Annotated in this window: 18 protein-coding genes; 10 read left to right on the forward strand and 8 right to left on the reverse strand. The window is 64.9% G+C overall.

The annotated features are described in order from the left end of the window. Positions 1-77 precede the first annotated feature (77 nt). The gene (locus UP10_RS08060; protein ID WP_044586841.1) at positions 78-734 is read right to left on the reverse strand and encodes a cupin domain-containing protein; all 657 of its coding nucleotides are present in this window, start codon (positions 732-734) and stop codon (positions 78-80) included. A 163-nt stretch (positions 735-897) separates the two neighbouring features. On the opposite strand from UP10_RS08060, the gene UP10_RS08065 reads away from it, so the two are divergent. From UP10_RS08065 to UP10_RS08080, 4 genes are all read left to right on the forward strand, one after another. Then, the gene (locus tag UP10_RS08065; protein WP_044586842.1) at positions 898-1,677 is read left to right on the forward strand and encodes an ABC transporter substrate-binding protein; all 780 of its coding nucleotides are present in this window, start codon (positions 898-900) and stop codon (positions 1,675-1,677) included. Positions 1,678-1,801: 124 nt separating this feature from the next. After that, a complete protein-coding gene (locus UP10_RS08070; protein WP_044586843.1) occupies positions 1,802-2,455 on the forward strand; it encodes an amino acid ABC transporter permease in 654 nt (217 codons plus the stop codon). Next, a complete protein-coding gene (locus tag UP10_RS08075) occupies positions 2,452-3,183 on the forward strand; it encodes an amino acid ABC transporter ATP-binding protein (protein ID WP_044586844.1) in 732 nt (243 codons plus the stop codon). The genes UP10_RS08070 and UP10_RS08075 overlap by 4 nt, the downstream gene beginning before the upstream one ends. Positions 3,184-3,201: 18 nt before the next feature. Continuing rightward, positions 3,202-4,494, forward strand: coding sequence for an NAD(P)/FAD-dependent oxidoreductase (locus tag UP10_RS08080; protein WP_044586845.1), 1,293 nt, complete (start codon positions 3,202-3,204; stop codon positions 4,492-4,494). 36 nt (positions 4,495-4,530) lie between these two features. Here the strand turns inward: UP10_RS08080 and UP10_RS08085 are convergent, their stop codons facing one another. Continuing rightward, positions 4,531-4,932, reverse strand: coding sequence for a PaaI family thioesterase (locus UP10_RS08085; protein WP_245321689.1), 402 nt, complete (start codon positions 4,930-4,932; stop codon positions 4,531-4,533). Between the two features lie 176 nt (positions 4,933-5,108). Here UP10_RS08085 and UP10_RS08090 point away from each other — a divergent pair, with 176 nt between their 5' ends. From UP10_RS08090 to UP10_RS08100, 3 genes are read left to right on the forward strand one after another with little or no spacing between them, the layout of a single operon-like run. After that, entirely contained in the window at positions 5,109-6,695 is a 1,587-nt protein-coding gene (locus tag UP10_RS08090) for a tetratricopeptide repeat protein (RefSeq protein ID WP_044586846.1), read from the forward strand. A gap of 27 nt (positions 6,696-6,722) precedes the next feature. Next, positions 6,723-7,286 carry a nitroreductase family protein gene (locus UP10_RS08095; protein ID WP_044586847.1) on the forward strand — a complete coding sequence of 188 codons (564 nt, stop codon included), beginning with the start codon at positions 6,723-6,725 and terminating at the stop codon, positions 7,284-7,286. Between the two features lie 53 nt (positions 7,287-7,339). Then, entirely contained in the window at positions 7,340-7,954 is a 615-nt protein-coding gene (locus UP10_RS08100; RefSeq protein WP_044586848.1) for a class I SAM-dependent DNA methyltransferase, read from the forward strand. Positions 7,955-7,976: 22 nt separating this feature from the next. Here the strand turns inward: UP10_RS08100 and UP10_RS08105 are convergent, their stop codons facing one another. The 3 genes from UP10_RS08105 to UP10_RS08115 form a co-directional block, all read right to left on the reverse strand. Beyond that, positions 7,977-9,392 (reverse strand): MATE family efflux transporter, encoded by a 1,416-nt coding sequence (locus UP10_RS08105; protein ID WP_044587185.1) that lies wholly within the window; start codon positions 9,390-9,392, stop codon positions 7,977-7,979. A 20-nt stretch (positions 9,393-9,412) separates the two neighbouring features. Beyond that, positions 9,413-9,871 (reverse strand): MarR family winged helix-turn-helix transcriptional regulator, encoded by a 459-nt coding sequence (locus UP10_RS08110; protein WP_050043593.1) that lies wholly within the window; start codon positions 9,869-9,871, stop codon positions 9,413-9,415. 800 nt (positions 9,872-10,671) lie between these two features. Further along, positions 10,672-12,261, reverse strand: coding sequence for a gamma-glutamyltransferase (locus UP10_RS08115; RefSeq protein ID WP_044586849.1), 1,590 nt, complete (start codon positions 12,259-12,261; stop codon positions 10,672-10,674). Between the two features lie 101 nt (positions 12,262-12,362). Between UP10_RS08115 and UP10_RS08120 the strand changes: the two genes are divergently transcribed. Continuing rightward, positions 12,363-13,136 carry an enoyl-CoA hydratase-related protein gene (locus UP10_RS08120; protein ID WP_044586850.1) on the forward strand — a complete coding sequence of 258 codons (774 nt, stop codon included), beginning with the start codon at positions 12,363-12,365 and terminating at the stop codon, positions 13,134-13,136. A gap of 18 nt (positions 13,137-13,154) precedes the next feature. Here the strand turns inward: UP10_RS08120 and UP10_RS08125 are convergent, their stop codons facing one another. Then, a complete protein-coding gene (locus UP10_RS08125; RefSeq protein ID WP_044586851.1) occupies positions 13,155-14,168 on the reverse strand; it encodes a zinc-dependent alcohol dehydrogenase family protein in 1,014 nt (337 codons plus the stop codon). A gap of 205 nt (positions 14,169-14,373) precedes the next feature. Here UP10_RS08125 and UP10_RS08130 point away from each other — a divergent pair, with 205 nt between their 5' ends. Next, the gene (locus tag UP10_RS08130) at positions 14,374-15,216 is read left to right on the forward strand and encodes a DUF2066 domain-containing protein (RefSeq protein ID WP_044586852.1); all 843 of its coding nucleotides are present in this window, start codon (positions 14,374-14,376) and stop codon (positions 15,214-15,216) included. Between the two features lie 16 nt (positions 15,217-15,232). Here the strand turns inward: UP10_RS08130 and UP10_RS08135 are convergent, their stop codons facing one another. Both UP10_RS08135 and UP10_RS08140 read right to left on the reverse strand, forming a co-directional pair. Next, positions 15,233-15,820, reverse strand: a complete 588-nt coding sequence (locus tag UP10_RS08135; protein ID WP_044586853.1) for an ANTAR domain-containing response regulator — start codon at positions 15,818-15,820, stop codon at positions 15,233-15,235. Next, a complete protein-coding gene (locus UP10_RS08140; protein WP_044586854.1) occupies positions 15,817-16,989 on the reverse strand; it encodes a transporter substrate-binding domain-containing protein in 1,173 nt (390 codons plus the stop codon). The genes UP10_RS08135 and UP10_RS08140 overlap by 4 nt, the downstream gene beginning before the upstream one ends. 438 nt (positions 16,990-17,427) lie before the next feature. Here UP10_RS08140 and UP10_RS08145 point away from each other — a divergent pair, with 438 nt between their 5' ends. After that, positions 17,428-18,828 carry an amidase gene (locus tag UP10_RS08145; protein WP_044587187.1) on the forward strand — a complete coding sequence of 467 codons (1,401 nt, stop codon included), beginning with the start codon at positions 17,428-17,430 and terminating at the stop codon, positions 18,826-18,828. Positions 18,829-18,830: the final 2 nt, after the last annotated feature.

Raw genomic sequence — 18,830 nt, forward strand, 5'->3', positions numbered from 1 at the left:
TTGCTGGCCGATGCAGCCATCCCGTCGCAAGCAGCGCGACTTCTCGCACAGCCTGCTTCGCCGGGACGACGGGGAGGCTATCCCGCCGCCGTCACGCAGTTCACCCACAGCACCACGGCCTTCGCATCATCGGCCGGATTGGAAAACCGGTGTGGCCGCCGGCTGGCGAAACGAAAACTGTCGCCCTGCTTCAGCGTCCAGGTCTCGGCGTCGACTGTCAGAATCATCTCGCCCTCGAGCACGAGGCCGGCTTCCTCGCCGTCATGGGTGTAGAACTCGTCGCCGGTGTTGCCGCCGGGTTCGAGCTGCACCAGGAACAGATTGAGCCGGCTCTCGGTGCCGGCGGGGCTCAGCAACTGTTTCGAAATTCCGGTGCGCCACAGCTTCAGCTCGGCGCGCTGCACCTCGCGCGTGACGACGCCGTTCGAGGCGCCGTCATCATTCGGCGTCGCGCCGAACAGCCCGGCGATGCCGACGCCGAGCACGTCGGCCAATGTTGCGAGCACGCGCAGTGAGGGCGACGACAGGCCGCGCTCGATCTGGCTGATGAAGCCGATCGAAAGCTCGGCGCGCGCCGCGACCACTTCAAGTGACATCGCTCTCGCGCGGCGCAAATCGCGGATGCGGCGGCCGACCGCGAGGTCGACCGCCGGCTCGGCTGGCTTTTTCGCCACGCGCCGCGTGGCCGCGGACCGGACTGCCGTCCCTTTGCGCATTCTCTTGCCGCCGCTCACGTCAACCCGCTTCCTTCATGTGCATGAAAACCGCTTGCATTGCCCGCGATTCCATGACCACAATTTCATATTGGTGAAAATAGGCCGGAACGGCGTCGCCCGCAACCTTAAGCTCGAAGCAACGGGCGATGCGGCGCCGGGGTCAGCTTCGGGAGTTCTTGCGATGTCCTTTCAGCGTTTCGTCACGGCCGCCGCCGCGGTCCTTTCCATTGTCTCGATCTCGGCCCTGAACTCACCGTCGCAGGCGCAGCAGGTGCTGAAGGTCGGCTCGACGCCAACCGGCATCCCCTTCACCTTCCTCGACACCAAGACCAACTCGATCCAGGGCATCATGGTCGATCTCGCCACCGAGGTCGGCAAGGACGCCGGCTTTGCCGTGCAGATCGAGCCGATGCAGTTCTCGGCGCTGATCCCCTCGCTGACCTCGAACAAGATCGACATCATTGCCGCCGCGATGTTCGCCACCGCCGCGCGCAAGGAGGTGATCGACTTCTCCGATGCCGTCTACACCTATGGCGAGGGCCTGGTGGTGCCGAAGGCCGACAGCAAGGCGTACATTTCGCAGGAGGAGCTGAAGGGCACCGTGGTCGGCGCCCAGGTCGGTACTGCGTTCGTCGACGCGCTGAAGAAGACCGGGCTGTTCAGCGAGGTCAAGGTCTATGACAACATTCCGGACATCCTGCGCGACGTCAATGCGGGCCGCCTCAAGGCCGGCTTCGCCGACTATCCGATCCTCGCCTACAATCTGCAGCAGGGCAATTTCGCCGACGTCCGCCTGGTCGACAGCTACAAGCCCGCCACCGTCGGCACGGTGGCGATCGGCATCCGCAAGAGCGACACTGAATTGCTGGCTAAGATCAACGCCTCGTTGGCAAAACTGAAGGCCAACGGCACGATCGCAAAAATTCTCGAGAAATGGGGCCAGAAGGCCAACGCGTCCTGAGAGCATGTGTCCCCTCCACGTCATTGCGAGCGAAGCGAAGCAATCCATTCGCGCCGAACGCTCCGAAAGATGGATTGCTTCGTCGCTGGCGCTCCTCGCAATGACGCTCGCGTGATATGATCAAATGCAAAAATTCTTCAGCGACGCCGTCGAGTTCGTGCCGATCCTGCTGCAGGGCGTCTGGCTGACCATCGTCGTCACGATCGGCTCGCTGGCGTTGTCGACCGTGCTCGGGCTGCTGTGGGCGCTGATGCGGGTGTCGGGTATCGGCATCCTCGTTGGCGTCAGTGCCGTGGTCATCAATTTGATCCGCGGCATCCCGATCATCGTTCTGCTGTTCTACATCTATTTCGTGATGCCTGATTTCGGCATCGCGCTGACGGCGCTGCAGGCCGCGATCATCGGGCTCGGCATCGCCTATTCGGCCTACCAGGCCGAGAACTTCCGCGCCGGCATCGAGGCGATCGACAAGGGCCAGATCGAGGCGGCGCAGACCATCGGGATGGGCTGGTGGCTCACCATGCGCCGTGTGGTGCTGCCGCAGGCCGTCAAGATCGTGCTGCCGCCCTACGGCAATGTCATGATCATGATGCTGAAGGATTCCTCGCAGGCATCCACGATCACGGTCGCGGAGCTGGCGCTGCAGGGCAAGCTGATCGCCTCGTCGACGTTCAAGAACACCAGCGTGTTCACGCTCGTCGCGCTGATGTACCTGACCATGAGCATTCCGTTGATCTTGCTGGTTCGTCATTTCGAGAGCAAGGCGAACCGGAAATGATCGAGCTCAAGGACGTTCACAAGAGCTTCGGCAAGGTCGAGGTGCTGAAGGGCATCACCGCGTCGGTCGCCAAGAGCGAGGTGGTCTGCATCATCGGCCCGTCAGGCTCCGGCAAGTCGACCATCCTGCGCTGCATCAACGGACTGGAAAGCTACGATGCCGGCGACATCTCGGTCGAGGGCGCGCGCGTCGACCGCGACGACCGCTCGATCGTTTCAGTCCGCACGCAAGTGTCGATGGTGTTCCAGCGCTTCAACCTGTTCCCGCATCGTACCGCGCTCGAGAATGTCATCGAGGGGCCGCTCTATGTGAAGAAGGAGCCGCGCGATGCGGCGCTGGCGCGCGGCCGCGCGCTGCTCGCGCAGGTCGGGCTCGCCGGAAAGGCCGACGTGCACCCGCCGCAGCTCTCCGGCGGTCAGCAGCAGCGCGTTGCGATCGCGCGTGCGCTCGCCATGCAGCCGAAGGCGATTTTGTTTGACGAGCCGACCTCGGCGCTCGATCCTGAATTGGTCGGCGACGTGCTCTCGGTGATGCGCAAGCTCGCTGACGACGGCATGACCATGGTCGTCGTCACCCACGAGATGGGTTTTGCCCGCGACGTCGCCGACCGCGTGTTGTTCATCGATGGCGGCGTCATCGTCGAGCAGGGCGCCGCCAAGTCCGTCCTCAACCAGCCGCAACACCCGCGCACCCAGGATTTTCTGCGCCGCGTGCTGCATCCGCTTTAAATCATCCGGTCCGCTTCCATGAACGCACCCGTCCGCCTGCCGCTGCCGCCGAGCCTTTATGCCGACACCGCCGTGCCGCCGGAGCCGACGCCTCAGCTCACAGTGGACAAGAGCGTGCCGGTCGCGATCATCGGCGGCGGCTTCACCGGGCTCTCCACGGCGCTGCATCTCGCTGAGCAGGGGGTATCAGCAACCGTGCTGGAGGCGCAGGAGCCGGGGTGGGGCGCGTCCGGCAACAATGGCGGCCAGATCAATCCCGGGCTGAAGCACGATCCCGATCAGATCGAAGCCGATTTCGGCCCTGATCTCGGCCGCCGCATGATCGACTTCGCCTACGGCACGACGAACTTCACGCTCGACCTGATCCGCCGCTACCAGATCCCCTGCGAGGCACGGCAGAACGGCACGCTGCGTGCCGCCTATAACGAGGCCAGCGCCGCCGCGATCGCGACGACCGCAAAGCAATGCATCGCGCGCGGCATGCCGGTGAAACTGCTTGATGCGGCGGAGGTGCGCGAGATCACCGGCAGCGATCGCTATCTCTGCGCCATGCAGGATGCCCGCGGCGGCGATCTGCATCCGCTGAGCTATGTGCGCGGGCTGGCGCGCGCCGCGATCGGCGCCGGTGTTGCCGTCCATGGCGAGACGCCAGCGCTGTCATTACGCCACGACGGTGGCCGCTGGCGGATCGAGACCCCGCGCGCCGTGGTGCATGCCGACAAGGTGTTGCTTGCGACCAATGGTTTTACCGACGATCTCTGGCCGGCGCTCCGCCGCACCATCGTGCCGGTGTTCTCGTCGATCGCCTGCACGGCGCCGCTGTCGGACGACGTCGCACGCGCCATCATGCCGAGCCGGCCGGTGCTCTACGAAAGCGGCCACATCACGGTCTACTACCGCATCGACCAGCGCAATCGCCTGCTGATGGGCGGTCGCGGCCCGATGCGCTGGATCAATCGCCCATCTGACGTCGCCTATCTCATGCGCTACGCCGAGCGGCTGTGGCCGCAGCTCAAGGGCGTCAACTGGACCCATGGCTGGAACAGCCGTCTCGCCATCACCGCCGATCACTATCCGCATGTCCACGTGCCCGCTGAAAATCTGCTGGTCTCGCTCGGCTGCAACGGCCGCGGCGTCGCGCTCTCGACCGCGATGGGCGCGCAACTCGCCCGCCGGCTTGTCGGCGGCGACAAGGCCGAGATCGACATGCCCGTGACCGGCATCAAGCCGATCCCGATGCATCCGTTCTGGCGGGTCGGCGTCACCGCCGCGGTGCTGACCGGGCGGGTGAGGGACCGGCTGGGGATCTAGCGAACGCCTCGCGAGAAGCTCGAGCAGACCGCCACGCTATCTCCGTTCAAGAATGCGCAGCTCCGCCGTCGCCTTGGCCACCGTCACGCCCTGAGCGTCGATCAGATCGGCCTCAACGACCATATCGCGCTCGGTGCGGGAAACTATTCTTGCCTTGGCCGTGATCGGTCCAACGCCCGCCGCCTTGAGAAACCTCGTATTCAGGCTCTTCGTCACCACGGTCTGGGTCGAGGGAAGCGTCGCCAGTGCACAGAGGCCGGTCGCCGAATCCAGCATGGCCGCGAGGAAGCCGCCCTGAATCGTTCCATGCCGGTTGGTGAACGACGGCTGTGCCAGGAAGCGGACCGAGGCGGTTTCGCCATCAAAGCCCAGCCACTCCCGCCCAAGAAGCTGGGCGCCGGGCGGGATGTCTGCGTTTTGATCAGCCAAGTCGATCACCGCTGTGATGTTTCTGGCTCGATCGTATCAGCCGGTTCAGCTCTTGTAATGAGGCCGTCCGGAACTCCAGCAAGCCTCTTGCATCGCGAGGTATTACGTTGGAGGCTGCCCGCATTCCAGACCTTGAGTAATTTTGTTGCGGCGACGTTTATTCGATCGATTAGGGAGAAGCCGACATGCGCATTTCGCTCTTTGCAATTGGCATCGCAGGCATAACAGCCCTTGGATCTCCCGGGCCGGGCGTCGCACAGGAAAGTGCTGATCAGAGGCTTGGCACCGTTCACTTCGAAACGTCCTGCAACGAAATCGCGCAACGGCGTTTTGACCGCGCGATGCGATATCAGCACTCGTTCTGGTACACGGCATCGCGGGAAATTTACGAGGAGGTGCTCAAGGCTGATCCGACATGCGCCATCGCCTATTGGGGCATCGCGTTGTCGTACCTGAATAACCCGCACGGCCCGATTCCGGCGCCCAATCTGCCGCTCGGCCTCGCGGCGATCGAGAAGGCAAAGTCGGTGGGCGCCGGCACCCAGCGTGAGCGCGACTACATCGATGCCTTGTCGGTGATGTACCTCGACTACGAGAAAGTCCCGCATCAGGCGCGGGTCCTGTCCTACCTCAAGGCCATGGAAGCGCTGGCCGGCCGCTATCCAGGGGATGACGAGGCGCAAATCTACTACGCGATCGCACTCAATGTTGCGGCGTCGCCCTCCGACAAGACCTATGCCAATCAGCTCAAGGGCGCGGCCATTCTCGAGCCGATCTTCCTGCGCCAGCCGCAGCATCCGGGCGTCGCTCATTACCTGATTCATCTGTACGACTATCCGCCGATCGCTGCCAAGGGGCTGCCTGCCGCGCTCCGCTACGCGAAGATCGCGCCGAACGCGCCTCACGCGCAGCACATGCCGTCGCATATCTTTACGCGGGTCGGTTATTGGAAAGAGTCGGCGGCGGCAAATCTCGCCTCCGTTCAGGCCGCCAAGCAGGGCAAGGAGGTCGGCGACCAGCTGCACGGTGAGGATTATCTCGTCTACGCCTATCTGCAGCTTGGCCAGGACCAGGAGGCGCTCGCCGTCATCAGAGATATTGAGGCTGCGCAACCGGATCCGGATGCGTTCGCGGCGGCGTTTTCGCAGGCCGCCGCGCTGGCGCGTTACATGGTGGAGCGTGGCGATTGGGGCGGCGCCGCCAGCCTGGACGTCAAATCCAGCAAGTTTCCCCACGCCATGGCGATCACGCATTTCGCCCGGGCGATCGGCGCGGCTCGTTCCGGCAAGATCGACGCCGCCAAACTCGATACCGCAAAGCTCGCCGAACTTCGCGACAGGCTTCGCGAAGCAAAGAACGACTATTGGGCCGGCCAGGTCGACGTCCAGGCGCAAATCGCCACCGCCTGGGTGCTCTATGCGACCGGCAAGCGTGACGATGCGCTGAAGGCGATGAGCTCCGCGGTCGATGCCGAGGATGCGACCGAAAAGGCGCCGGTCACGCCCGGTCCGCTCGCGCCGGCACGCGAGTTGTATGGCTTCATGCTGCTTGACTGCGGCATGGCCAAAGAGGCGTTTGCGGTTTTCGAAGCCACCATGGCGAAGGAACCGAACCGCTTCAACGGCTACGTAGGCGCGGCGACGGCTGCGCAAGCCTCGGGCGATGCGACCAAGGCGAAGGCGTTCTACACCAGGCTGATCGATCTTGCCGCCGAGTCCAATTCGGATCGGCCCACATTGGCGGCAGCCCGATCCTTCGTCGCAAGCAATTAGCGAAACGGTGGTCTCGGCAACGATCCGATGAGAAGAGGTCTGCTCATAACCATTATCGCAGGCTTTTGCCTCGGAGGCTCGATTCCGTTTGTCTACGATGGATGGCGCTCGGTCGCAGGCGACGGCAAACTGGCAACGCCTCACCATCCGCTCTGGACCGAGGCGGAATGGCCGTTTCCAATCGACGAATGGGGAAAGGGCAGGGCGTTCCGTTGCGCGGCCAAAGATTGCGGCGTTGAAGTCAACGTCTACATCAGAGCCAAGATGGGCTTCTGTAACTGCACCACGGGCGTTGCAGATGACGAGGAGCTCGAGCGCATCGCCGATCTCGGATTCATCGGCGAACGGCGCCTGGCGTCGCCCACCGGAATTGCCATCACCGTCGGCCGGATGAAGGGTCGAAGCCGGGTCTACACGACCGCGGGCTTCCGGGGTTCAGCGGTGACGATTGCATTCAATGATCGGTGCGATGCCGTCGTCGCAACGGCACTCATCGCTCACCCTGACGGGGTAGCGATTGAACCGACCGTGATCGCATTTCTCAACAGCGAAACTGTCGTTCATTGGGTCGAGGTCACACTTGGTCTTTAAGGTTTCATTTTTCGCCCGTTGCGAACGCGAGAAGTGAGCCCTAATTTATCCCAATGTCAGACCTCGCCGACCGGATCGTGGGACATTACGAGAAGCACGCGGCCGCGTGGGACCGCAATCGGCAGAACAGCCACTGGAACGACAAGGTCTGGCACGACCGCTTCATCGGCCGGCTTGGCAAGGGCGCCGAGGTGCTGGACCTCGGCTGCGGCTCCGGACAACCTGTCGCGCAGCATATGGTCGAACGGGGATTGCGTGTTGTCGGCGTCGATTCGTCACCGACGTTGATATCGTTCTGCCGTGACCGCCTGCCCGGCCAGGAATGGATTGCCACCGATATGCGGCAACTGGCGCTCGGTCGCAGTTTTGATGGCATCCTTGCCTGGGACAGCTTCTTTCACCTCGATCACGATGACCAACGGCGAATGTTTGCAATCTTCGCCGCTCACGCCTCGGCCGGCACGCTGTTGATCTTCAATACCGGGCCTCAGCACGGTGAGGGCATTGGCGAATACAGGGGCGATCCGCTGTATCACGCGAGCCTTTCACCTGCCGAATACCAGGCGCTGATCGCACGGTTCGGGTTCCGCGTGCTCCAGCATGTTGCTGATGATGCCGAGGCGGGAGGACGGACGGTGTGGTTCTGTCAGCGCAGCGAGTTGGGATAATTTTCGACGATCCTCTCGGCGCCTACTCGGCGGGGACCGGCTGGATGACGCCACGATCCTCGTTGCGCGTCCGCGCGAATGTCGCTGACACGATGATGCCGCCGAACAGCACTGCCGATACGGCGACGATGTTGAACAGCGTCGGCAGTCCCGCGCCCCATGAGGCGACCGCGAACCAGCCGATGCCGGCGGCGACGATCAGGCGCACGGTGCCGGCGAGCAGCGGGATCAGCACGCGCTTGGCGCCCTGGCCCGCGAAATAAAGCGCCATGCCGGCGCCGACCACGCCGTAGAACGGCGCCACGGTGTGCAGATAGAGCGAGCCGTCCGCCAGCACCTGCGGTGCGCTGGAAAACAGGCCGAGCCACGCGGTGGGGAACAGCGCCGCCGCGACCCCTATCGTTTCGGTGATGACGAATGCAATGCCCGCGCCGGTCCAGGCGATGCGTGTCGCGCGCGCGGTCTGGCCGGCGCCGGTGGCGACGCCGACCATGGTGACGAGCCCGGTGCCGAGCCCGAACATCACGGGGATCTGCATGTAATCGATGCGCGACGCGAGGCCATAGCCGGCGATCGCGTCGGCGCCGAAGCGTCCGACCGCAGCGGTCACCAGCGCGACCGTGAGGTTGGCCATGACGGTGCCGATGGCCGACAGGAAACCGACTCCGAGAATGTCGCGGAACAGCCGCCCACTGAGCGGCGTGATGCGCAGCCTGATCGGGCTGCGCGCCGACCGCATGTAGCCGACCAGCATCGCCAGGCCGATCAGATAATAGGTCACGACCGCGACGCCGCCGCCGGCCACGCCGAGCCGCGGCATCGGGCCGATGCCGAAGATCAGCGCCGGCGACAGCGGTATGAGAAGGATCGCACCGGTCAGCGTCACGATTGCAGGCACCCGGACATTGCCCGCGCCGCGCAGCACCGCCGAGAGCAGTGCCACGATCCAGATCGGGATCGAACCTGCGAACACCGCGTTCGAATAGGTCAGCGCTGCGACGAGCGTATCGTGCTCGCCGCCCATCGCGCGATAGAGCAGCGGGCCGCTGGCGATCGCAGCGATGCAGAACACCGCGCCGATTACCGTGGCGATCACGACCGCATGCCATGCCAAAGCCTCGGCGTCGTCGCGGCGGCCGGCGCCGATCGCGCGTGCCACCGCCGAGGCGACACCGCCACCGACGCCGCCATTCGACATCATCTGCATCAGCATCAGCACCGGAAACACCAGCGCGGTGCCGGCAAGCGCCGCGGTGCCGAGAAAGCCGATGAAATAGGTTTCGAGAACGCCGACCAGCGTCTGCACCACCAGGACCAGGATCGTCGGCAGCGCCAGGCGCAACAATGTCGGCACGATCGGGCCATCGAGCACGCCGGGCGGTGCGCGCATCGCGGCCGGGTCGGCGGCGGCGCGGCCGGGAAGCGAGGTCTGCGACATCTTGAATCTCCGTTCGACCATCAGGCCGGAAGCTTTGCGTTGGCGAGGTCGAGCAGGCCGTTGAGCGCCAGCATCGCTTCGGTGCCGAGCGCGCTCTCGACCTCGCGCTGCGCCTTGCGCCATTCCGGCGCGGCCTCGGTCAGGCGCTTGCGGCCCGCCTCGGTCAGCGCCACCGTGCGCACGCGGCGGTCGGCGTCGTCGCGGCCGTTGCGCACCAGTTTGGCATCGAGCAGCAGTTTAAGGTTTCGCGTCAGCGTGGTCGGGTCCATGCCGTGCAGTTCAGCGAGCGTGCCGATCGGCAACGCCGACTTGCCCTGCAGGCTTGCGCCCTGTAGCCGGGCCAGCAGCCCGTGCTGGCCCGACGTGAGGCCGACCGAGGCAAGGTGACGGTCGTAGAGCTGGGTGACCCGGCGGCCGGCGCGGCGCAACCGCATGCAGGTGCACGCCTCGCGCATTTCGATCAAGGTGTCGCGGCTCATCGCAAGCTGTCTCCCGGGTCCGGACATGCCATATATGTTCCGGCCGCTTTATATGCATCTACAGGTAATATATCTGTAAGTACAGGCAATAATATGCGGGAGTGCGCATGCATGCGCGCCAGGTTCCCGCGTGACGCGCAATCACTGAGTTGCCCGACATGGCAAGCCCTCGCGTGAAAAGATATTTCTATTTATCCGAAGTGCAACTCAGTGTATGAATCTCCCGGTCCCACCCGATTGAGGGGCGAGCGCACGTCACGAACGCGCGGTGGGATGCGGTGGACGCCGATGTCACGACTGACGAGCGTGGCAGAGGCGGACGGTGAAATCGTGTGGTCCCGACGCCCCAGTGGAGGCAAAAGGCGCAAGACGCATCCGCGTCTCGTGGACGACGGTGACAAACAAGCCCAGTCTTCGCCGGGGAGCACGCATAAGCCGTAACCCATCGCGCAGGGAAAGCCGGAGTGCCTCCGCTGAACCTGTATGCTCGTGTGCGGTTTTCTTTCTACCCATTTGCACACGAGACCGCGGGTGCAGCGTGCACCCGGCTTTCCCTGCGCCCTCTTCAAGGAGAGAGGGCAAACGAAATGCAAAGCTCGGGCAAATCATGTCGCGAGAATGTAACGCTGCGTCTCCATCCACAGCTGTCATCGCCCGGCCTGTGCGCAATTGCGCACTTGGACTGGGCGACCCAGTACGCCGCGACCTATCGGCTCAATCACAGACGTCTCTGGAATACTGGATCGCCCGCATTCGCGGGCGATGACACCGAATACCTGATCGCGAGTTCGATCAGCAACTCACCTCTCCGCCACCGCATCGCCCCACGGCTGGAACGGCTCGGTGGCGCCGCTGTTGGTAGTGCCGTCGCGCAGCACGAGACTCGGGCAGGCGAACTTCATCGGCAGGGTCTGGGTGCGCGCTTCCTCGAAGTCGAAGCGCCCGCGCAACGTGTCGCGGGTGGCAGCGGGAAGGCGGACGTCGCCGATCACAACCGCGCCTTCGCTGGCGTCGATCCGCGGCTGATGGATTGCGGCGTCGAGGTCCATGCCGAAATCCATCACGAAGGAGAGAAGCTGCGACACCGCGGGCAGGATGCGGCGGCCGCCCGATGCACCGGCGGCAAGGCGGCGGCCATCGGCGGCCTCTGCCACCACGGGCGTGTAATTGGTCAGGCAGCGCTTGCCAGGCGCGAGCGAGTTCGGTGCGCCTTGCGTCGGATCGAACCACATGATGCCGTTGTTCATGGTCAGGCCGGTGTTCGGCGTCACGAATTTCGAGCCGAAGTTCGACAGCAGCGTCTGCGTCACCGCCGCCATGTTGCCGTCGCGATCGACCGCGGAGAAATGCGTGGTGCAGCTTGGTGCGATCGCTTCGGCACCGAGCGCGCGGCGGCCGTCGACGTCACCCATGTCCTTCAGCCGCTCGCGATAGGCGGCCTGCAGCGCGTCGGCATAGGCCGCGTAGGCCGCCGCATCCGGACCGCCGCGCGCGGGCTCGAATGCCTTCTGCAAAAGGCCGAGCGTGCGCGCCATGGTCGGGCCAGCAGTCAATTCCGGCGTCGCGTAAACCGTGCCGCCGCGATAGGGGATCGCCAGCGGCTCGCGCAGATGGGCGCGGAACGCGGCGAGATCGCGCACCGAAAGCGCGCCACCGGCGGCCTGGATGTCGTCGGCGATGCTGCGCGCCAGATCGCCCTCGTAGAAGTCGCGCGCACCTGCCGCAGCAAGCTGCGCCATCGTCGCCTTCAGCCGGTCCTGCGGCATGCGGACGACCGATCTGATGCCCCATTGCGCATTCGGCGGCAGGCCGTCCAGCAAATAAGCGGCGGCACTCGCGGGATAGCGCCTGAGATCGGCGGCGGAGCTCGCGATCATCGCGGTGGTCCACCAATCCACCAGCAGGCCCTCGCCGGCGAGCTTGACGCTCGGCGCCAGCAACTCCTTCCACGGCAGTTTGGCGTGGCGGCGATGCGCCTCCTCCATGCCGGCGACCACGCCGGGCACCGCGATCGAGCCGGGCCCGCGCAGATTGCGGTCGTCCTTGACCCGTGCCCAGGGAAAGATGTCGGAAGCGGTGCCGCCGGTCAGCGGATAATCTTCGACGCGCAGGCTGTCGGGTGCGCGCATGCCGTAGTCGATGACTTCAGTGCGGTTCCCGCGGGCGCGATACAGCACCATGGCGCCGCCGCCGCCGGCGCCGCTCATCCAGGGCTCCAGCACGCCGAGTGCGAAGGTGGTTGCAATCACCGCGTCGACGCAATCGCCGCCCGCTGCCAATACCGCCGCGCCGACCTCCGCTGCCTTGCGCGACTGTGCGGCAACGATGCCGCCGCTGGAGGTGACGGCGGGCTTGCGGATGACTTGCGAGTTGGAGAACTGGTCAGACATGACGTTGCTTTCGCTGTTCTTGTTGCGGGTGGGGCACGTTGGCATAGCATGCCAAGCATGGCACAGTCAGTGCAACAACAAGCTATTCCGGGGAGAGGAAAATGACCGCTGTAAAGCGCGAGCGCGACGGCAATATCGGTATCCTGACGCTCAACGATCCCGCCAGCCTGAACGCGATGACGCCGGAGCTGCTCGGCGATCTCGCGATTGCGATCGACGAGACGACGGGTGACGCCACGATCCGCGCACTAGTGCTGACCGGGGAGGGCCGTGGCTTCTGCTCGGGGCAGAACCTCAAGGCGTTCCAGTCGCTCGGCAACGACATCGTCGCCGGCGTCATGACGCATTATTGGCCGGCGATGCGGTCCTTGCGCGAATGCCGCGTGCCGGTCGTCGTCGCTGTGAACGGCGTCGCGGCCGGCGGCGGCTTCAGCCTCGCGGTGTCGGGCGACATCATCCTCGCGGCGCGCTCGGCGAGCTTCATCCAGGTGTTCAGCCGGATCGGCCTGGTGCCCGATCTCGGCTCGACCTGGCTGTTGCCGCGCCTGATCGGCCGTCAACGCGCGCTCGATTTGATGCTGTTGAACGAGCCGCTGTCGGCGGAGCGGGCGAAGGAATGGGGACTGGTACGCGATGTCGTCGACGACGCAAAATTGCTCGACGAAGCGAAGACGCTCGCCCGCCGCCTCGGCGACGGGCCAACCCGGGCGCTGGTCGCGACGCGGCAATTGCTCGAGGAGAGCGAGCACGCCAGCTACGCGGCGCAGTTTCGCCGCGAGATCGAGGTTCAATCGGAAATCCGGCAGAGCGCGGATGCGCTGGAAGGCCGCAAGGCCTTCGTCGAGAAGCGCAAGGCGCAGTTCAAGGGGCGCTAGGCCTTGATGCTGGACGCGCTACCCGATCGCAATAGCGACTTTGCCGAAATGGGCGCCGCTCGCCATATGGGCGAACGCCTCCTTGACCTGGTCGAACGCGAACACCTTGTCGATCACGGGCTTGACACCGTGCACGCTGATACCATCGCAGAGCGCCTGCAAATCCTCGACCGAACCGACGGTGACGCCCTGCAGCCGCTGCTGCTGCATCACCATCAGCGGCAAGCGGGTTTCAGATGCAGCAGGTCCCGCAAGCACGCCGATGAAGGCGATGGTACCGCCGATTCTGGTGGCACGGATCGACTCGTTCAGCGTGCCGACGCCGCCGACCTCGACGACAAGATCGACGCCGCGCCCAGTCAGTTCGCGCGCCTTCGTGCCCCAGTCGGGCGTGGTCCTGTAGTTGAGCGTGACGTCGGCGCCGAGCTGCTTCAGCCGCGCGATCTTGGCGTCGCTGGAGGAGGTCGCGATGACGCGGGCGCCGCACATTTTGGCGAATTGCAGCGCGAACAGCGAGACGCCGCCGGTGCCCTGCGTCAGCACCGTCTGTCCGGGCTTCACATCGCCGAGCTTGACCACCGCGCTCCAGGCCGTGACCCCGGCGCATGGCAGCGCCGCGGCCTCGATGTCGCTGAGATATTCAGGCGTACGCACCAGTGCATACGCGGGAAATACGCGGTACTCGGTCAGCACGCCGTCGACACTGCCGCCGAGCGCGGCGCGCATCCGGGTCTCGCTCGGCTCGCCGCCGAGCCAGTTTTCGAAGAAGCTGCCGATGACGCGGTCGCCGGGCGCGAAATTCTTCACGCCCGCGCCGACCGCCTCGACGTGACCCGCGCCGTCGGAGACCGGCACCAGCGGGAACTTCTGGCGCGAGCCGTAGCCGCCCTTGACCGTCAGCAGGTCGCGATAGTTCAGCGTCGCTGCCTTCAGCCGCACCAGCACATCACCGGGGCCGGCCTGCGGAACCGGCTTGTCGACCACCGCCAGCGCGTCGATGCCGCCTGGGCCCTGCAACTCATAGCATTTCAACGGACGTCTCCTGCAAAGAGTGCTCGCTATGGGCAACGCTTCCGGCGCCGCCGCGCGTCGCTGGAGCATATGTCAGGCCGGCCGCGCGTGGCCATAGCGCGCAGCGCAACTCGCGGCATGGGCTCATGTCGGAATCGGTTGGCGTTGCCGCGAAATGCGATCAATCTGCGCTCAAAACCGAACAATCGCGAGGCGGGAGGTGACCATGGCAGCCTTGCTTGAAACAGGACGGAATTTCATCGCGATCCTTGCGGCAGCCGTGATCTGTTGCGGCAGTGCGGCTGCTGCTGCTGAAGACAGTCTCTACCGTGCTCAAACCGTCGTCACCGGCCAACTTGAGCCCAACCGCATCCTCGGCTTCGGCACATGTCTCGTGGACGTCCTGATCAAGGTCTCCGGTCAGCCAGAACTCGCAGGCGACCGTCGGCTAGCGGCGTACAAAGCGAAGGCCAAGGAGTTCGTCAGCAACTTCAGCTATCACGACCAGTTCGCCGGCAAGCCGCATCGCGACGAGCAGGGCACCCGCGACCGTCCCTACGATCTGACGGTGGAGTTTGACGGCAAACAAGTCGACGGCATCCTCGGCGAACTCGGCCTCAAGCCGTGGACATCGCAGCGGCCGGTGCTCGGCGTCTTTGTCGAGATGCGACAGGGTGCGAAGGACTACATGGTGACATCAGACGGGACGGAATCGCACCTGCAGCGCGATGCGCTCGCGGCTGCCGCTGACAAGCGCGGCATGCGCGTCGTTCTGCCGAGTGCGGCCGAGCTCGCCGCATCTGGTATCACCGCAGCCGAACTCTCCACGGTGCCAACGGCGAAACTGACATCTGTTGTCGTGCCGCAGGGAGGCCAGACGGCGTTGGTCGGGCGGCTGGTCTGGAATGATAAGGAGCTCGGATGGGCCACGCAGTGGCAAATCGACTGGCGCCGCAAGTCGTACAAGTGGCAGGTGCGGGGCGTGAGCTTCGATGAAGCCTTCCGCCGCGCCATCGGCGGCGCGGCGCAGGTGCTGTCAGGCAATGGCGATCCGGAGCGATCCAAATAACCTGCGCGCCAGCTTCCTAGCCGGTCGCGCGCGGCAGGCTGCCGTTGCTGGCGATCTCGGCCGAAATCTGCTCGATGGTCTTGCGCTGCTCCATCGCGGCGCGGCGGATCAGCGCAAAGGCGGCCGGTTCACCGACGGCGTGCGAATGCATGATTTGAAGCACGGCGGCAAGCACGACGCGGCGCGAGCGCAGGCGCTCTTCCAGCTTGACCACCTGCTGCTTCAGCTCGCTGGTGCGCTCGGCCCGCTCGAATGCCAGAACCAGCGCGGCATAGATGCCGGCGGAGCGCAGCGGCTTAACCAGAAACGACGCCGGATCGAGTTCCAGCACGAGCTTCAGGCGGCTCGGCGTCTCGGTGCCGAGCAGCGCGATGACCGGGCCTTGCCCGAGGAACGCGCGTTGCGCAGGAGAGGTCAGCGGCAGGAAATCGTCGTCGATCAGCGTCACATCCGGACGAAAGTCGACAGCAGCGCCCGGCTCCCATGCGACGAAGTCGATCCCGAGACGTTCGAACTGGCGCCTGACGATCGAGGCGTCGCGTTCGTCCTTGATGGCGACGAGCGCCTTGCGTCCGCGCAGCGAAAATGACGACGGCTTGCTCATTTCACAACCCGCAAATGCGGCGCATTCGGCGCTCCGTCCCGTGCGGTCTCCCGCGCGGGGCTGACGGCGACGTCGAGCTGCGTCAGATAGGGATCAGGCTTAACGGGGGCATCGGCTTCCCAGAAGATATCGAATTGCCCTTCCGCGTTCGAGACCGCGAGCCGCGGCGTCAGGACGCAGTGGTTGTTGGCGCCGTCGATCCAGACCGGGCCTTGCGGCGAATTGTAGCGGTGGCCTGCCGCCGCGCGCCTGACGTCGCCGATGTCGGTCGTGCCGGCGCGCTGCAATGCGCGCGCCAGCAGATAGACCGCGACATAGGTCGATTGGCCGTCGACGGAGGGGCTGCTGTCGTCGCCGTAGCGCGCCTTCCAGCGCGCGACGAAGGCGCGGTTCTCCGGCAGGCGGATGCTTTCGAAATAGGCCGACGAGGTGATGCAGCCGGCCGACGCAGGCCCGACGATCTTGAGTTCCGGTTCGCACAGGCTGCAGCTCACCATCGGTATGTTGAGGCCGGCAGACGTGGTCGCAGCATGGAAGGCGCGAATGAATTCATAGCTCGAGCTGCCAACCAGCGTGTTGAAGACCACCGGCGGCCTGCGGCGGACGATCTCGTCGACGATGTGCCCGACCGCGCCTTCGCCGAGCTCGAGCAGCCGTTCAGCGAGGATGCGCCCCTGCGCCGCCGCCACCAGCTCGCGGGTGACGCGATTGGTCTCCCAGGACCAGACATAGTTGGAGCCGACGCAGAAAATCTCGCGCGACAGATTGTCCAGCACGTAGCGCACCAGCGGCAGCACGTTGTGGTTTGGCGCGGCGCCGACATAGATGACGTTGTCGGAGCATTCGAACCCTTCATAGCGCGCGGGGTGCCAGAGCAGACGGTCGGTGCGCTCGACGATCGGCAGCACCTGCTTGCGCGATGCCGAGGTGTAGCAGCCGACGATGTGCTCGACGCCGACGTTGCGGATGAGGTCGTCGCAGGCGGTGTGGTATTCCGCAACGATGCCGCGGGGATCGCGGACGTGGGGAATGATCGAGAAATCGAATTCGGGGTGGTTGTTGATCTCGTCGACCGCCATCAGGGCGCTCTTGAGCAGCTCGCGTCCCATGGCCTGATAGGGGCCGGACTGCGAGCAAATGATTCCAACTGGAATGGACGGCTTCGTCATTGACGGCTTTCGGCAGCGTTGGACGTGGAGGAAACCATCATCGCCGATGCCGGTGCAAGAGGTTTTGAAGTGGTCTTGAAGAGGTCTTGCCGATTTGCTGCGCAACGGCATCGTGAAATTTGTGCAGCTAGCCTCGTTGACAATGCGCAGCACACTTCCGTACAATTTTCTCCCACAGGGCTTCCTGTCGAACCTTGCGTGCTTTGATCTGGCCGATGACGTCCGGATTGTTGCATGACGTGCTCCGTTCGATCCTGGGCCCTCGCGATAGATCATAGCCGCGGCATTTGAGCCATTCGTCACCTCATTTGGGAGGGACGGGTGGCTTTTTGCTTTTGCCGCCGAAGAAGTTGGCGACACACCCGTGTCGCCAAGCCGGAGACGCATGCGCGGCGATTGGCCGTGCTTGCGATTGGGTAAAGCGCGGGGATGAAAGCGATGCCGACGACAGATCTTCACTATCTCGGACTTGTTGAGGTCGGGCAGCAGATCCACAGCAAGAAGCTGTCGCCGGTCGAAGTCACAAAGGCGATGCTCGAACGGGTCGAGCGGCTCGACGGCAAGCTGAAGAGCTACGCCTATGTCATGGCCGACTCCGCGCTTGCCGAAGCGGCGGCGGCCGAGAAGGAGATCGCATCGGGCAAGATCAAGGGGCCGCTGCATGGCGTGCCGATCGCGGTGAAGGATCTCTGCTGGGCGAAGGGCGCACCGGCCGCGCACGGCATGACGATCCATCGCGACTTCCGTCCGAGCGAGGACGCTACGGTGGTCGCGCGGTTGAAGGATGCCGGCGCGATCATCCTCGGCAAGCTGCAGCAGACCGAGGGCGCCTATGCCGACCATCACCCGAAAATCGATCCGCCGAAGAATCCCTGGAATGCGGATCTGTGGCCCGGCGCATCGTCGAGCGGTTCCGGTTCCGCCACCGCAGCGGGCCTCTGCTTCGGATCGCTCGGAACCGACACCGGCGGATCGATCCGCTTTCCCTCGGCGGCCAATGGCATCACCGGGTTGAAGCCGACCTGGGGGCGGGTCAGCCGCTACGGCGCCTTCGAACTCGCGGCCACGCTGGACCATATCGGGCCGATGGCGCGCAGCGCGGTTGATTGCGGCGCCATCCTCGCCGTGATTGCTGGCCAGGATCCCAGGGACACGACGTCCGTGCCGTTGCCGGTGCCGGACTATCTCGCCGGCCTGTCCGGCGATCTGCGCGGCGTGGTGATCGGTGTTGACAGGCGTTGGACCAGCGAGGGCACCGACGAGGCCGCGAGCAAGGTGCTCAGCGAAGGCCTGCGCGTCGCCGCCGATTTGGGTGCGAAGATCCAGGACATCAGCTTCCCCGATCCCACGGCCGTGATCGACGACTGGTTCCCGCTGTGCGGCATCGAGGTGGCCGTCGCGCATGAAGAGACCTATCCATCGCGCAAGGACGAGTATGGCCCCGGACTTGCGGGCCTGCTCGATCTCGGCCGGCAGCAGTCCGGCATGGACTATCAGAAGATCGTACTGCGGCGCGAAGCGTTTCGCGGTGCGTTGCGGCTTGTGTTCGAAAAGGTCGATCTCATCGCGGTTCCGGCCCAGGCGTTTGCCGCACCGACGCTCGCCAAGATGGCGACGCTCGGCGAGGATTCGTCGCTGATCGCCGGGCTGCTCCGCTTCACCTGTCCATTCGACATGACCGGCAGCCCGACCGTCACGCTTCCCGGCGGCTTCGCCGCGAACGGCGGTCCGGTCGCCTTCCAGTTCGTCGGCCGCCATTTCGACGAGGCGAAGCTGGTTCGCGCCGGCGATGCGTTCCAGCGCGTCACCGACTGGCACAAGCGCCATCCCGCGATCTGAGT

The organism is Bradyrhizobium sp. LTSPM299 (assembly GCF_000938235.1).
GTDB lineage: Bacteria > Pseudomonadota > Alphaproteobacteria > Rhizobiales > Xanthobacteraceae > Bradyrhizobium.